12 protein-coding genes, 1 pseudogene and 1 other annotated feature are annotated in these 14,999 nt (G+C 42.7%); of the genes and pseudogenes, 9 read left to right on the top strand and 4 right to left on the bottom strand.

Annotated elements, in window-relative coordinates:
- Positions 1-112: 112 nt before the first annotated feature.
- Positions 113-595, bottom strand: a complete 483-nt coding sequence (locus B4U37_RS16200; RefSeq protein ID WP_088019029.1) for a LiaF transmembrane domain-containing protein — start codon at positions 593-595, stop codon at positions 113-115.
- Positions 596-845: 250 nt separating this feature from the next.
- Between B4U37_RS16200 and hemA the strand changes: the two genes are divergently transcribed.
- The 8 genes from hemA (at position 846) to ysxE (ending at position 10,073) form a co-directional block, all read left to right on the top strand.
- The gene (gene hemA / locus B4U37_RS16195) at positions 846-2,216 is read left to right on the top strand and encodes a glutamyl-tRNA reductase (RefSeq protein WP_010195813.1); all 1,371 of its coding nucleotides are present in this window, start codon (positions 846-848) and stop codon (positions 2,214-2,216) included.
- Between the two features lie 15 nt (positions 2,217-2,231).
- Positions 2,232-3,065 carry a cytochrome C assembly family protein gene (locus tag B4U37_RS16190; RefSeq protein WP_088019028.1) on the top strand — a complete coding sequence of 278 codons (834 nt, stop codon included), beginning with the start codon at positions 2,232-2,234 and terminating at the stop codon, positions 3,063-3,065.
- A gap of 38 nt (positions 3,066-3,103) precedes the next feature.
- Positions 3,104-4,036: a hydroxymethylbilane synthase gene (hemC, locus tag B4U37_RS16185; protein ID WP_088019027.1), complete on the top strand. Its 933-nt coding sequence runs from the start codon at positions 3,104-3,106 to the stop codon at positions 4,034-4,036.
- On the top strand, positions 4,036-4,782 hold the full coding sequence (locus B4U37_RS16180; protein WP_088019026.1) for a uroporphyrinogen-III synthase: 747 nt from the start codon (positions 4,036-4,038) through the stop codon (positions 4,780-4,782). Before hemC ends, B4U37_RS16180 begins: the two co-directional genes overlap by 1 nt.
- 1 nt (position 4,783) lies before the next feature.
- On the top strand, positions 4,784-5,764 hold the full coding sequence (gene hemB / locus B4U37_RS16175; RefSeq protein ID WP_088019025.1) for a porphobilinogen synthase: 981 nt from the start codon (positions 4,784-4,786) through the stop codon (positions 5,762-5,764).
- A gap of 189 nt (positions 5,765-5,953) precedes the next feature.
- On the top strand, positions 5,954-7,243 hold the full coding sequence (gene hemL, locus B4U37_RS16170; RefSeq protein ID WP_088019024.1) for a glutamate-1-semialdehyde 2,1-aminomutase: 1,290 nt from the start codon (positions 5,954-5,956) through the stop codon (positions 7,241-7,243).
- Positions 7,244-7,699: 456 nt separating this feature from the next.
- The gene (gene spoVID / locus B4U37_RS16165; RefSeq protein WP_157663812.1) at positions 7,700-8,947 is read left to right on the top strand and encodes a stage VI sporulation protein D; all 1,248 of its coding nucleotides are present in this window, start codon (positions 7,700-7,702) and stop codon (positions 8,945-8,947) included.
- 106 nt (positions 8,948-9,053) lie between these two features.
- Positions 9,054-10,073, top strand: a complete 1,020-nt coding sequence (ysxE, locus tag B4U37_RS16160; RefSeq protein WP_157663811.1) for a spore coat protein YsxE — start codon at positions 9,054-9,056, stop codon at positions 10,071-10,073.
- Positions 10,074-10,092: 19 nt separating this feature from the next.
- Here ysxE and B4U37_RS22720 read toward each other — a convergent pair whose 3' ends face one another.
- The 3 genes and pseudogenes from B4U37_RS22720 to B4U37_RS16150 all read right to left on the bottom strand — a co-directional run bounded on the left by B4U37_RS22720 (position 10,093) and on the right by B4U37_RS16150 (position 11,739).
- Entirely contained in the window at positions 10,093-10,602 is a 510-nt protein-coding gene (locus B4U37_RS22720) for a methyl-accepting chemotaxis protein (RefSeq protein ID WP_425444117.1), read from the bottom strand.
- A 309-nt stretch (positions 10,603-10,911) separates the two neighbouring features.
- Positions 10,912-11,280, bottom strand: a pseudogene (locus B4U37_RS22715) (protoglobin family protein); the annotation flags it as partial.
- A 270-nt stretch (positions 11,281-11,550) separates the two neighbouring features.
- Positions 11,551-11,739, bottom strand: coding sequence for a hypothetical protein (locus tag B4U37_RS16150; RefSeq protein WP_010195840.1), 189 nt, complete (start codon positions 11,737-11,739; stop codon positions 11,551-11,553).
- A 180-nt stretch (positions 11,740-11,919) separates the two neighbouring features.
- Positions 11,920-12,165, top strand: a binding site (T-box leader).
- Positions 12,166-12,220: 55 nt separating this feature from the next.
- Here B4U37_RS16150 and B4U37_RS16145 point away from each other — a divergent pair.
- Positions 12,221-14,869: a valine--tRNA ligase gene (locus tag B4U37_RS16145; RefSeq protein ID WP_088019020.1), complete on the top strand. Its 2,649-nt coding sequence runs from the start codon at positions 12,221-12,223 to the stop codon at positions 14,867-14,869.
- Positions 14,870-14,999: the final 130 nt, after the last annotated feature.

The raw sequence follows: 14,999 nt of genomic DNA, 5'->3' as shown, positions 1-14,999 counted from the left end.
AGGGATGATTTTTGGCCGTTTGCGGAAATCACCAGCGGCGTCAAAACAATAACCATGAAACAAAAAAGACCTACAACAACGGAATAACACTCCATTGCTTGTAGGTCTTCCCTTATTTCTTCTTAAAAACAAAAAACGCACCAAGCAAAATCAACAAAACAGGCCAAAAAGTATGTAAACTAGCAAAACCAGTCTCTACAACACCCAGCATCTCCATAAACGTATCATAGAAAAGAAAGAAACTGGCAAGAATGCACAACAAGACTCCCTCAAACATGCCGCCCTTCGTCTTTTGCGAACGAAGAATAAAGCCAATCCCAATAATCAAGATAATCACCGCGAAATGATCGGGCCAGGCAGCAACTATGTCTTTCAACTGAAAATGCAACCCAATCCCCAACAAAATAAAGCCGGGAAGGATATTAGGATAGTCACTCTGTTTATAAGCTTGTAATAAAAGTGCAATTCCTGTAATAACGAGGATGGTAGACCAGTGCAGCATCCCTTCCCACAACACAATGTTTAATTGTTGTAACAGGAAATATGCACCAAAAAATAATAAAAGCAAACCAGGCAGAAAGCTATTTTTCTTCATATTTTCCTCCTTAAGATCGAGGCTGAAACCTTGATTCTACAATGAAATTCTGTTAATGTACAAGTTGGTGAATAAAAGAATTGTAATGTTTGTAACATATAACTAAGAGAAACCATGAAAACGCTATATTTTCATGTATCCTAATTACTTAATTGGAAACTATTTGTTCACATTTTAACAAAAGTATCTAGCATTAGTCATGTTATAATTTTAGTAGATGATATTATTTTTTGTGGGGGTGTACGAACAAGTGCATATCATAGTAGTCGGTGTTAATTATAAAACGGCCCCTGTTGAAATACGTGAAAAATTGACATTTAATCCAGCTGATCTGAATAAAGCAATGGTAGCTCTGAAGGACCAAAAGTCCATCTTGGAAAACATCATTGTTTCTACCTGCAACCGCACGGAAGTCTATGCAGTAGTCGATCAGTTGCATACTGGACGTTATTATATTAAAGCTTTCCTTGCAGATTGGTTCGGTCTAGACAAGGAAGAGTTTTCTCCTTACTTGAACATATACGAACATGACGGGGCAATCGAGCATTTGTACCGGGTCTCCTGTGGATTGGATTCCATGGTGCTTGGGGAAACACAAATCCTTGGTCAAATTCGTACAAGTTTTCTTGCCGCACAAGAACATAAAACGGTTGGAACCATTTTTAATCAATTATTTAAACAAGCTATCACTTTAGCTAAACGCGCACATTCTGAAACAGATATCGGATCTAACGCCGTTTCTGTCAGCTATGCAGCAGTGGAGCTTGCGAAAAAGATTTTTGGGGATTTAAAAAACAAGCATGTATTAATTTTAGGCGCAGGGAAAATGGGAGAACTCGCCGTCCAGAATCTTCACAGCAACGGGGTAGAAAAGGTAACGGTCATCAACCGTACCTTGGAAAAAGCAACAAACCTGGCGAATCGTTTCGCAGGCCAGGCAAAGTCCATGCAGGAGCTTTCCTGTGCGTTGGTAGAAGCGGATATTCTGATCTCTTCTACCGGTGCCAAAGACTATGTACTAACCAAAGACGATATGACCTATGTCGAGCGTATGAGAAAAGGCCGTCCACTCTTCATGGTGGATATTGCGGTTCCACGTGATTTGGACCCAGAACTGGATAAGCTAGAGAGCGTCTTCTTATACGATATTGATGATCTCGAGGGAATTGTCAATGCCAACTTGGCAGAACGCAAAAAAGCGGCAGATGAGATTGAACTGTTCATAGAAGAGGAAATCGTGGAATTTAAGTACTGGTTGAACACACTAGGTGTGGTCCCGGTCATTTCCGCATTACGTCAAAAGGCGTTGGATATTCAATCCGAAACGATGCAAAGTATCCAACGAAAACTTCCTCATCTTTCAGAACGTGAGATTAAGGTCTTAAATAAACATACGAAAAGCATCATCAATCAGATGCTACGTGACCCAATTTTACGTGCGAAAGAACTTTCAGCAGAATCTGACGCAAAAGAATCTCTAGAACTGTTCACTAAAATCTTTAATATTGAAGAGGCGGTTCAACAAGAAGTTCAAACACAGTACTATACTGTGAAAAAGGAGAAGAGTTCCTCTGCTCCGGTAGGAATTCCGCTTCCTCAAGCTGCGACATACAGGTCGTAAGAGAGGCTGTTAACTATGCTAGAGATGACAATCGCAAGGCTGTATGAATTAACGATTCTTCTTTATGCCTTAAGCGTACTCTTATATTTCATTGATTTTCTTCAACATAACCAGAAGGCAAATAAAACAGCCTTCTGGTTACTTGCAATTGTATGGGTATTGCAAACGGTTTTCTTATTTTTACGGATGCTTGATACCGGAAGATTTCCAATTTTGACGCTTTATGAAGGAATGTATTTCTATACGTGGGTTTTGATTACCTTTTCGCTCGTCATTAATAAAATTTTACGAGTTGATTTCATCGTATTTTTTACAAATGTTATTGGATTTCTAGTATTGGCATTACACACATTCACTCCCATACAGCATGAATCACAAGTGGTCGCACAAGCATTGGTATCTGAATTACTCATCATACATATCACAATGGCGATTCTATCATATGGAGCCTTTTCCTTATCCTTCGCTTTTTCCTTGCTATATGTCATTCAATATAGACTGTTAAAGGAGAAAAAGTGGGGCAAGCGGTTATTACGCATTCAGGATTTGGCGAAACTTGATCATATGTCCTATGTATTGAATGTAATTGGAGTACCGATGTTATTGCTGTCATTAATTTTAGGAAGCATTTGGGCGTCTGTGAAACTGTCCGAATTTCAATGGTATGACATGAAAGTGATAGGCTCTTTCATTGTCATTACCGCATACAGTTATTATTTTTATCAAAGACTTGCCAAAGGAATTAGCGGGAAGGCTATTGCGAGTTGGAATATCGCAGCGTTTCTTGTCGTCCTCATCAACTTTTTCCTGTTCGGTAGATTATCAAATTTTCATTTTTGGATTTTATAGGAAATAGGAATCCCATTGGCATTGGGTAAGGAGGAAATATGAGAAAAATAATTGTAGGTTCTAGAAGAAGTAAGCTTGCTTTAACCCAAACGAACTGGGTCATCGATCAATTGAAGGCATTAGGTGCGCCATTCGATTTTGAAGTAAAGGAAATTGTAACAAAGGGAGACCAAATTCTTGATGTAACCTTATCTAAGGTTGGAGGAAAAGGTCTTTTTGTAAAAGAGATCGAACAAGCGATGCTAGATAAAGATATTGACATGGCTGTCCACAGTATGAAAGATATGCCCGCTGTTTTACCAGAAGGTTTGACGATCGGATGCATCCCATTCCGTGAAGATCACCGCGATGCGTTCATCTCTAAGGATCATGTGAAATTTGCTGATCTGCCGAGCGGCTCAATTGTGGGAACAAGCAGCCTGCGCCGTGGTGCACAGCTCCTTGCAAAACGTCCGGACTTAGAAATTAAATGGATTCGCGGAAATATTGATACACGCCTTGCAAAGCTTCAAAACGAAGACTATGATGCAATTATTTTAGCAGCAGCAGGACTTGCACGAATGGGCTGGTCAAAAGATGTTGTGACCGAATTCCTTGATGAAGATCTGTGTTTGCCGGCTGTAGGTCAAGGTGCTCTTTCCATTGAATGCCGAGAAGATGACGCAGAGCTGCTTGAGACTTTAGCATTATTCACAGATTCTGTGACACATAAAGCAGTCATTGCAGAGCGTGCGTTTCTTCATAAAATGGAAGGCGGATGCCAGGTGCCAATTGCAGGATTTGCTTCTGTTGGCCAGGATGACAACATCACCTTGACTGTCCTTGTAGGTGCTCCAGATGGTTCTGTTTTATATAAAGAGAGAATCACGGGAACAGACCCTGTAAAGGTAGGATTGGAAGCTGCGGAGAGTCTTACTGCGCAAGGTGGAAAGAAATTAATTGATGATGTGAAAAAGGAGCTGGATCAGTAATGGATCGTACTTTGCCTTTAGCCGATAAACGCATTCTTATTACAAGAAGCAAAGAGCAGGCAAGGTATTTTTCTAAGCAGATTGCAGCACTCGGAGGGACCTCGCTTGAAGTCCCTCTTATTCAATTTCAGCATGTTTCTGATTCTGAAGATGTCATATCGGATATTGAATTCAATATAGCAGACTTTGAATGGATTGTGTTTACAAGTGTAAACGGGGTGAAGTATTTCTTTGAACTTTATCAAGGCCCTTTGCCAAACAAGGTTGCGGTGGTAGGAGTAAAAACAAAACAAGCATTAGAGTCACTCGGTTTTAATGTGGACCTAGTACCGAAACGTTTTTCAGCCGAAGATCTAATAGAGAGTTTTAAAAAAGAAAAAGTAAGTTCTATCTTGCTCATACAGGGCAACCTTGCACGACCCCTTTTGCGTGAAGAACTTAGTAGAATAGGGTACAATGTTAAGCAGATAGTCGTATATGAAAACGTGATTCGAGTACCAGAGGAAAAGGAATGGAAATGGGTAAAAGAGGGAAAGGTTGACCTATACACGTTTACCAGCCCTTCTACCGTACATAACTTTTTGGAATTATTCGGACTGCCAGATGGTCCAGTAGCAACCATTGGGCCGATAACAAGAAATGCTGCCGAAAAGGCGGGAATACATGTGGCAATCAGTCCATCTGAGTATACAATGGACGGTCTGCTAGAAGAAATCCTGCAATATTTTAAAAGGGAGGATACATAATATGAAAGACTTGCAATTTAATCGTCATCGCAGATTAAGAAATTCAGATAACATGCGCTCACTTGTGCGTGAAACATATTTACATAAGGAAGATTTTATCTACCCGATCTTTGTGGTGGAAGGAGAAAATATCCGTAACGAAGTTCCTTCCATGCCAGGCGTTTTCCATCTATCTTTGGATCTGTTAAATGCAGAAATGGCAGAAGTGACGGAACTGGGCATTAAATCCGTTATCGTCTTCGGTGTGCCGAAAGAAAAAGATGAAGTAGGAACGCAAGCCTACCATGAACATGGAATTGTGCAACAGGCGATCACACAAATCAAAGTGCATTTCCCAGAACTTGTTGTCATAGCAGACACATGTCTGTGCCAATATACGTCCCACGGGCATTGTGGGATTGTAGAAGAAGGGAAGATTCTAAACGATCCTACGTTGGACTTACTGGCGCGCACTGCTGTCAGCCAAGCGCGTGCAGGAGCGGACATCATTGCTCCGTCAAACATGATGGACGGGTTTGTAGCGGCAATCCGCGCAGGGTTGGACGAGAACGGCTTTGAAGATGTTCCAATCATGTCCTATGCAGTTAAGTATTCCTCCGCATTCTACGGACCTTTCCGGGATGCAGCCCACAGCTCTCCTCAATTCGGAGACAGAAAAACATACCAAATGGACCCTGCCAACCGTCAAGAAGCACTCCGTGAAGCAGAGTCCGACATGCTAGAAGGAGCGGACTTCCTGATCGTGAAACCTGCCTTGGCATACTTGGATATCATCCGTGATGTGAAAAACAACTTCAACGTACCAGTTGTTGCTTATAATGTGAGCGGAGAATACTCCATGATTAAAGCAGCTGCGATGAACGGATGGATCAACGAACGAGAAGTTGTCATGGAAAAACTAATTGGCATGAAACGTGCAGGTGTTGACTTGATCATCACTTACTACGCAAAAGACGTGGCGCGTTGGTTGGATGAGAAGTAATAACCTGATTTCCTAGGATGAGTGGATTGGAGCGGAAGGAACTTGACTCCTGGGGGAGGAAGGGACAGGAAAGACCCGACAGGCGCAGCCAAGGAGGCTTCCGGACCGCCCGCGGAAAGCAAGTGCCTGCAGCGAAAAGGAACGGTGAATATGTAATTCATTTTAGATAAAAGAAAGGATGATAGAAGAATGAGAAGTTATGAAAAGTCAAAAGAAGCTTTTATAGAAGCGTCCAAACTGATGCCAGGCGGCGTGAACAGCCCAGTGCGTGCTTTTAAATCAGTAGATATGGACCCAATCTTCATGGAGCGAGGAAAAGGCTCCAAAATATACGATGTAGACGGTAACGAATACATAGATTATGTCCTTTCCTGGGGACCACTAATTCACGGGCACTCCAATGACCACGTAGTGGAAGCAATCAAAAAGGTAACAGAATCAGGGACAAGCTTTGGTGCTCCGACACTTATTGAAAACGAACTTGCAAAACTTGTCATTGAAAGAGTACCATCCATCGAAGTAGTCCGTATGGTAAGCTCCGGTACGGAAGCAACGATGAGTGCACTTCGTTTGGCGCGTGGGTACACAGGCCGCAACAAGATTATCAAGTTTGAAGGCTGCTACCATGGCCATGGTGATTCTCTGTTGATTAAAGCCGGTTCTGGGGTCGCTACACTTGGTTTACCAGACAGCCCTGGTGTTCCTGAGGGTGTGGCTCAAAACACGATTACTGTGCCTTACAATGACTTGGAAAGCATCCGTTATGCATTCAAGGAATTTGGAGACGATATCGCCGGTGTCATTGTGGAGCCTGTTGCAGGAAACATGGGAGTGGTTCCGCCGCAACCAGGTTTCTTGGAAGGCTTGCGTGAGGTAACGACTGAATATGGCGCAGTACTAATCTTTGATGAGGTAATGACTGGTTTCCGCGTCGATTACCATTGTGCGCAAGGATATTACGGCGTAACACCAGACTTAACATGTCTTGGTAAAGTAATCGGGGGCGGCCTGCCTGTCGGTGCTTACGGCGGTAAAGCAGAAATCATGGCACAAATTGCTCCAAGCGGACCGATTTATCAGGCCGGAACGTTGTCTGGTAACCCGCTGGCCATGACAGCTGGATATGAGACTTTGGCCCAACTGACTCCTGAAACGTATAAAGAGTTCGGCAAAAAAGCGGATCGCTTAGAAGAAGGGATTGTCGCGCTAGGCGAGAAGTACAGTGTTCCTGTTTCTGTAAACCGTGCCGGTTCCATGATTGGTTTCTTCTTCAATAGTGAGGAAGTAGTGAACTATGATGTGGCAAAGTCTTCGGATTTAGGTTATTTTGCGAAGTTTTTCCGTGAGATGGCAAACAATGGAGTATTCCTACCACCTTCCCAGTTTGAAGGATTGTTCTTGTCCACAGCTCATACGGATGAGGATATTGAAAAAACATTGGATGCAATTGAAAAATCGTTTGCCGCGATTAAGGAATAATGATTTGTTTTCTCTGCCCGCCCTTATGTATTGTTAAAATGCGTAAGGGCGGGTTTTTGCGTTTTACTTTGGTGATGATTTGGTGAACGGGGCTGGTTGTGCATTTCCCAAGCGAGCTTCTACATTTCCCGGATTACCTTCTACATTTCCCAAGCCAACTTCTACATTTCCCAGCCTCACTTCTACCGTTTAAAAGAAACCTTCTACACCTAATTCCCATACCCTCAACAAAAATTCCACCTAAACCAAACAACCTAACATGAAATCAAACAAAAAATCATACAATCTACTAACAACCTCCAAGTTCAAAGCCACCTTCGACACTCACCTCAAATCTCCTGCAAGGGTCTGACCCCCTTTCATAAATTTCTCCCAACCATTCATATTCTCCCAAATCTCATCATACATCTTTATTGATATAGTAAATTTTTGATAGGTGTGAAAGGAGGAACCGCTTTGTCATCAGATCAGCAATCGTGCTTGCGGTTTTCAGTCGAGGAATCTATATGGTTTCAAAAGGGACAGGAAGTATCTGAGCTCATCTCCATTGCGTTAGATCCTGATATACAAATTTATGAGCAGGACCAATATGTTTCCATACGTGGAGCTTTATTATTAGCGGGGGAATATCATGTGAATGCGGAGGCGGACGATGAGGAGGAGTATCAACCTCAAGCCCGTGTTGTACAGGAAGTAGAGCAGCGGGAGGATGGCGTTTGCGTATTGAACCATCGCTTTCCGGTCGATATTACGATACCGATGAACAGGATCCAGAGTTTAGACGATATTTATGTGGCCATTGAGTCATTCGACTACAGTGTTCCAACTCGTGGCTGCCTCCAATTGGATGCCGAGTTGTCCATCTCTGGTATTTACGGCCATCAACAAAGCGCACCTGCCTGGGAAGAGGATCAAGACAGTACAGAAGAATCGTTTGAATATGAAGTGGAACCTAACCGGGACCATGAAGAAGCATATGCTTCTCAAAAACAAGCGCCACAATACGAGCAAGAAGCACTTGCTCAAGCAGAAGAACCAGTAGCAGAAGAAGGGGAAGAAGTAGCCGAGTACGAACCAATGTATCGCAGTGCAAACTCCGATAATGAGTACGAAGAAGATACCTACCAATACTATACAGAGGAAGAAGACGACGAGGAAGAAGAAATCCTCAATCAAGATGAGATAGATAGAAATATGCAATACAATTACGATGATGAGGGAGAGTACGCCCCCTTTGAAGTGGAAGCAAGGAAAGCTCCTCCTGTTGAGGTAGAAGCGCCGTATAACCCTGCAGACTATATTTATCAAAACAAATCTGAGGATGCTTATGCCCCGCTGCATTCACTACATGCAGGTACACACTCTCAGGACGAGGAAGAAGCATCAAATGTAGTATCTTTCTTTGATAAAAGGAAGGGGCAACAAGCGGTAGCAGATCCTCAACAATATGAGGATTATTCCGATGAACCGCGAGATGAAAATGACCTATCCTTGACCAAAATTTTTGCGGATGAAGGTGGAGATGATTTCACTAAGCTGAAAATATGCATTGTCCAGCAAGGGGAATCCATGGACCATATTGCTGAGCGATATGATGTATCCATTCAACAGCTGATAAGAGTCAATAGGCTTTCAACAGATGATCACATCAATGAAGGGCAATTGTTATATATTCCGGTAAAGGCGTCCTCTAAGAGTCAATAACCGGCTTCGAGAGGAAAGTGAGGAAGGGGTGACCTTTTCTCACTTCTTTTTTACCTGAAAATATCAGAGGAAGTGAGTTTTCGCGATGCAGACAAATGAGCAAAGCGTGGAAGAGTTAGTATATCAATATGGCATCGTACCTGAATATATAGAACAGCATAGTGGGGTATGGAGGATTGCAACGAATAAGGGTGCGTTTGCCCTCAAAAGAATTAACAAAGAGCAGGCATATCCGTTGTTCCGCAATATTCATTCCCTATTCCAGCGCGGTATCAAGACGGTTGTTCCCATCTATCAAACAAGGCAGGGTTATTATTTTATTGAGAGTTATTCTGATGCATACTACTTGATGCCGTGGATTGAGGATAATGAAGAGCGGGAACTGGACTTTAAAGACAGCATGATGTTTAAAGAACTGGCCAAACTTCATAATATGACGGTCCAAGAGAAAGAGTATCCAGAAGAAGAGATTACAGCCTTTTACGACCGCGTTTCAGAGGAATGGACGAAAGAGCAACAGGACTTAGAAAAATTTGTGGATGTATGTGAAAAGAAACTGTATATGTCTCCATTTGAGCTTCAAGTGTGTACGTATGCCCATGAAATATCGCTTGCCCAGAAATTTTCCCTACAAAAGCTGGAAAACTGGCAGGAGGCGGTGAAGGAAACGAAAAAACATCGTGTGGCCATGACACATGGAAGAGTTTCGTTTCATCACTTTGTAAAAGATTCAGAGGGCAGGGGTTATTTTATAAGCTGGGAGAGAGCAAAACAAGCGGCACCTGCCAACGACATTATCTCTTTTTATCAACGATATTTAAGAACGTATCCATTATTCTGTGATGACTGTATTGACTGGTTCTATGAATATCAAAAAGGATTCAGTCTGCAAGAATATGAAAAAGATCTTACACTAAGTTATTTATCGCATCCCGCATCGTTTATGCAGGCAGTAGGGCAGTTTCAACAGCCTCCAAATCCAAACCAAAGAAACGCCCCTTCAGAACGAGAATTGGTGAAAAGAATTCAGGGAAGCTACTGGCTGGCCAAGAATATTGAATATGTAGCAGGCAGGATCAATCAGATTGAAGAGCAAAATAAAAACAAAGAGGCCCAAACCAGTTAATCTGGGATGGGCCTGCTTTTTATGCTTTATGAACTGCTTTTGCGAGTAGAGTATCCGTCAACAACGACAAGCTGACAGCCGATTGATTGATTTCTTTAAAAGAATTAACGATAATATCCAAATCTGCTTTGTTTTTATTGAAACGATCCAGATAGTTATCCATCTCCATTTTGACTGTGACAATGCCGCCCTTCACTTGGACGATATTCTGTTGCGACTGGGCGGTTACTTTGTGCATGGAAGACATCATACTTGTCACATTGGTGATTTGCTGGTCACTCTTGTCGATAAGTACTTTAATTTTACTGCTAAGTTCCTTCGAGCTTTCGGCAAGTTTCCGCACTTCACTCGCAACAACGGCAAAACCACGGCCTTCATCACCGGCGCGTGCTGCTTCAATGGAAGCATTAAGGGCCAAAAGATTCGTTTGATCGGCAATATTGTCGATACCTTGTGTCATCGTAATGATTTCTTCAGATACAGACTTCAATGTGTGCATTTCTTCTAGTGATTGACTGACTTCCTTCATAACCTCTTCAAAATTACCTACCATCTTCTCCATTTGCATTTCATTGTCATTGGTTAAATGCAACAGGTTTTGGCTGCTTTTTTGTGTGAGATTGGTATCTTTTAAGACTTCTTCCGCTTTTAGTGTGACAGTCTGAATAGTTTCTTCCGTCTCCGTCACGGTACCAGCAACTTCTTCACTAATTTTGGTAAGCTCCGCCTGCAACGTACGGTTTGCTTCATTTGCCTGTTCAAGCAAATCAATACGAACATGGATATACTCTTCGACTACGAGTTGGGAGTCTAAGTTAATGATATGTGTCAGTGCTGTTAACGTAGTCACCAAATCTTTAGGACTGTCCTGAAGCAACTCCACTACTTTTGGAAGCAGAAGGGTCTGCATGGCGGAATAGGTCGCCAAAAACCAAGTAACGGGAAGGTGTACGCCATTGTGAGTTTGGCCGATTTTTTTACGCATTTTATAAAATTCTCCATCAAGCTTTCCGCTTAAGAGACTTTGAAAATAGCGAACAAAAACTGCTTTTAGTCTTTCCTTACTGGAATTGCTTGTGGCAACCCGTTTCATCGGCGGTTGTTTATATAAATGTTCCAGCACCTTTTCAAGTACTTCATCAAGTATTTCAAATATGACCGGTTTTGCATTTTGTAAAGCTTGCAGATGTTCCTTTGTGAAGCCCATATAGTAAAGGCGGCTTGCCAAATCCGCATCTTCTGAATGACTTACAACAGCTTGTCTTTCCGGAAACTGCATATCAGCAGTATAAGGAACCTTTTTAGGTTTTTGCATAAATGAAATCATGTACGTCTCCTTTTAAAGTCGAAATTGGTAGAAAATTCTTAGCTTTATGTAGTATTATGGATGATTCTTAGGAAATATGCTATAGATAATGTGTCGAAGACGAAATAAAAACTGCCTCACAATTAAGTAAGAGGCAGCTTTTCAGGTCGCCTAGATCCATTCCAAATGAAAGCAAATGGCAACCACGATGCAAATGGCAAGAATGAGAACGTCGAAGGTTGTGGGAAGAAAGATGGTACGTATTCCTTGAAACACACAAATAGGAATGATAAATTGCGCGCATACACCTCGAACCTGTCTCAACCATGGCGGCAAGGAATAAGGGTTGTATTTTCGCATAAGTACCTCCTTAAGACACTTTTCTCGATGTATATATACCTAAGATATGATTGTGTGCAGAAAATAGTGCCCAATTTGGAACAATTATTTCATTTTGTGCATAACTTAATAAAAAATTGGAGAAGCTTATTGACTATTAGCATATCCTTTATGTAACATAGTAAGGTAATAAGATAACGATCAAATACAGTGACAGGGAAGAGTACAATTGCAGACCCCTTTAGAGAGGGAAACCATCAGCTGAAAGGTTTCTCAGGAAAGTCGGATTGGAAGGTCGCCCTTGAGTAGTTTCAGCGAACGCATCGCGTCTAGTAGTTGAAACCGGTGGAGAGCCGTTAACAGATTTGAGTGTACAGGGAAAAGTCTATCTTTTTCACCCTGTAAAAAAAGGTGGTACCGCGAAACTTAACTCCTTTCGTCCTTTTATTTGGATGAAGGGAGTTTTTTATTTTATTTTGGAACAAATAGGAGGAGAAAAAGGATGGAAATGAATGAAGTAAACCTTCCGACAAAATATGATCCACAAACAATCGAAAAAAACCGTTATCAATACTGGCTGGACGGCCGCTTTTTTGAAGCGACAAATGACCAGGACAAAACACCATACACCATCGTTATCCCACCACCAAACGTAACAGGCCGCCTTCACCTAGGGCACGCATGGGACACTACCCTGCAAGACATCATCACACGCATGAAGCGTATGCAAGGCTTTGATGTTCTATGGTTGCCGGGAATGGACCACGCAGGAATCGCAACGCAAGCGAAAGTTGACGAAAAACTTCGCAACCAAGGAATCAACCGTTATGAACTTGGCCGTGAAAAGTTCATGGAAGAAGCGTGGAAGTGGAAAGACGAATACGCAAAACATATTCGTGAACAATGGTCCAAGCTGGGACTTGGCCTTGACTACAGCCGCGAGCGTTTCACATTGGACGAAGGGCTATCCAAAGCAGTTAACGAAGTATTTGTAACGCTTTATAAAAACGGCCTTATCTACCGCGGAGAATACATCATCAACTGGGATCCTGCAACTAAAACGGCTCTTTCTGATATCGAGGTAATTCACCAAGATGTTCAAGGTGCCTTCTATCATATGAGATACCCTCTGACAGATGGTTCTGGTTCCATTGAAATTGCAACAACACGTCCTGAAACGATGCTTGGAGATACAGCGGTTGCGGTTCATCCGGAAGACGAGCGCTACAAGCACCTAATCGGAAAAATGGTAACACTGCCTATCACTGGCCGTGAGATTCCAATCGTAGCCGATGATTATGTAGACATGGAGTTTGGTTCCGGTGCAGTGAAAATTACGCCAGCACATGACCCGAACGACTTTGAAATCGGAAACCGTCATAACTTAGAACGTATCCTAGTAATGCATGAAGACGGCAGCATGAACGAGAAAGCCGGTAAATACAATGGGATGGATCGTTTCGAATGCCGTAAGCAGCTAGTAAAAGACTTGCAGGAAAGTGGCGTTCTTTTCAAAATTGAAGAGCACATGCATTCCGTTGGTCACAGTGAGCGAAGCGGAGCGGTTGTTGAGCCGTATCTTTCCACACAATGGTTCGTTAAAATGCAGCCGCTTGCGGATAAGGCGATTGATCTACAGTCCCAAGAAGACAAGGTTAATTTCGTACCGAACCGCTTTGAGAACACATACATGCGTTGGATGGAAAATATCCGTGACTGGTGTATCTCCCGTCAGCTATGGTGGGGCCACCGAATTCCAGCTTGGTATAACAAAGAAACAGGAGAAATCCATGTTGACCATAACCCACCGGAAGATATTGAAAATTGGGAGCAGGATACAGACGTTCTTGATACATGGTTCAGTTCTGCGTTATGGCCGTTCTCGACAATGGGCTGGCCGGAAACAGAATCACCGGACTATCAACGTTTCTACCCAACAGATTGCCTAGTAACAGGTTATGATATCATTGCATTCTGGGTTTCCCGTATGATTTTCCAAGGACTAGAATTCACTGGCGAGCGTCCATTTAAAGATGTTCTGATTCACGGACTTGTTCGTGATGAGGAAGGACGCAAGATGAGTAAATCCCTTGGTAACGGTGTAGATCCAATGGATGTTATTGAAAAGTACGGTGCAGATTCCCTGCGTTATTTCCTTTCTACTGGAAGCTCACCAGGTCAGGATTTACGCTTCAGCTATGAAAAAGTAGAGTCCACTTGGAACTTTGCCAATAAGATCTGGAACGCATCCCGATTTGCTTTGATGAATATGGGCGATATGAAATTTGAAGATATCGATTTGAGCGGCGAAAAGTCCGTTGCAGACAAGTGGATCCTCACTCGTTTGAACGAAACAATCGAGACCGTAACCAAGCTTGCTGAAAAATATGAGTTCGGTGAAGTGGGTCGTGCCCTTTACAACTTCATCTGGGATGATTTCTGTGACTGGTATATTGAAATGGCGAAAATTCCATTGTATAGCGAAGATGAAGCGGCTAAAAAGACAACTCGCTCTATTTTAGCTTACGTATTGGATAACACGATGCGCCTGTTGCACCCATTCATGCCATTCATCACAGAGGAGATCTGGCAGCAACTTCCTCACGAAGGCGAGTCCATTACGACTGCAAAATGGCCGGAAGTTCGCGATGAGTTGACCGACAAAGAAGCAGCAGCAGATATGCGTTTGCTAGTGGACATCATCCGCAGCGTACGAAACGTTCGTGCAGAAGTGAACACGCCAATGAGCAAGCAGGTTAAATTGCTTGTAAAAGCGAAAACTTCTGAGATTGCCTCGAAGCTTGAGAGCAACCGTTCTTACTTAGAGCGCTTCTGTAACCCAAGCGAGCTGTTAATCGGAACAGATGTTTCATTAGATGGCGGCGAGAAGGCGATGACAGCAGTGGTGACTGGAGCAGAATTGATTCTTCCATTGTTAGGCCTGATCAACATTGACGAAGAGATTGCTCGTCTGAACAAGGAGCTTGCGAAGCTTGATAAAGAAGTGGAGCGCGTGCAGAAGAAGCTTTCCAACCAAGGCTTCATCGCGAAAGCACCTGCAAATGTAATCGAAGAAGAGAAAGCAAAAGAAAAAGATTATGTAGAAAAGCGTGATGCCGTTCAAGCTCGCATTGATGAGTTGAAGGGATAAAGCTTTTTGTGAGAAAGATCCTGAGTGGATGTCCTTTTTTAAGGGGGATGTCTGCTTGGGATTTTTAGTTTTTGGGTATTGGTCGGTGGGTTTAGTGCTGTCGGTGGTTTCGTGGTTATCGGTTGTGTGT

This window comes from Sutcliffiella horikoshii (genome assembly GCF_002157855.1).
GTDB lineage: Bacteria > Bacillota > Bacilli > Bacillales > Bacillaceae_I > Sutcliffiella_A > Sutcliffiella_A horikoshii_C.
Note: the sequence above shows the minus strand (reverse complement) of the source record. Positions and strands in the feature narration are given on the sequence as shown.

Bases quoted from the DNA above. Each gene is read 5' to 3' on its own strand.
- B4U37_RS16200 (WP_088019029.1), bottom strand. From the start codon at position 595: ATGAAGAAAAATAGCTTTCTGCCTGGTTTGCTTTTATTATTTTTTGGT.
- B4U37_RS16190 (WP_088019028.1), top strand. From the start codon at position 2,232: ATGCTAGAGATGACAATCGCAAGGCTGTATGAATTAACGATTCTTCTT.
- hemC (WP_088019027.1), top strand. From the start codon at position 3,104: ATGAGAAAAATAATTGTAGGTTCTAGAAGAAGTAAGCTTGCTTTAACC.
- B4U37_RS16180 (WP_088019026.1), top strand. From the start codon at position 4,036: ATGGATCGTACTTTGCCTTTAGCCGATAAACGCATTCTTATTACAAGA.
- hemB (WP_088019025.1), top strand. From the start codon at position 4,784: ATGAAAGACTTGCAATTTAATCGTCATCGCAGATTAAGAAATTCAGAT.
- hemL (WP_088019024.1), top strand. From the start codon at position 5,954: ATGAGAAGTTATGAAAAGTCAAAAGAAGCTTTTATAGAAGCGTCCAAA.
- B4U37_RS22720 (WP_425444117.1), bottom strand. From the start codon at position 10,602: ATGAAGGAAGTCAGTCAATCACTAGAAGAAATGCACACATTGAAGTCT.
- B4U37_RS16150 (WP_010195840.1), bottom strand. From the start codon at position 11,739: ATGCGAAAATACAACCCTTATTCCTTGCCGCCATGGTTGAGACAGGTT.
- B4U37_RS16145 (WP_088019020.1), top strand. From the start codon at position 12,221: ATGGAAATGAATGAAGTAAACCTTCCGACAAAATATGATCCACAAACA.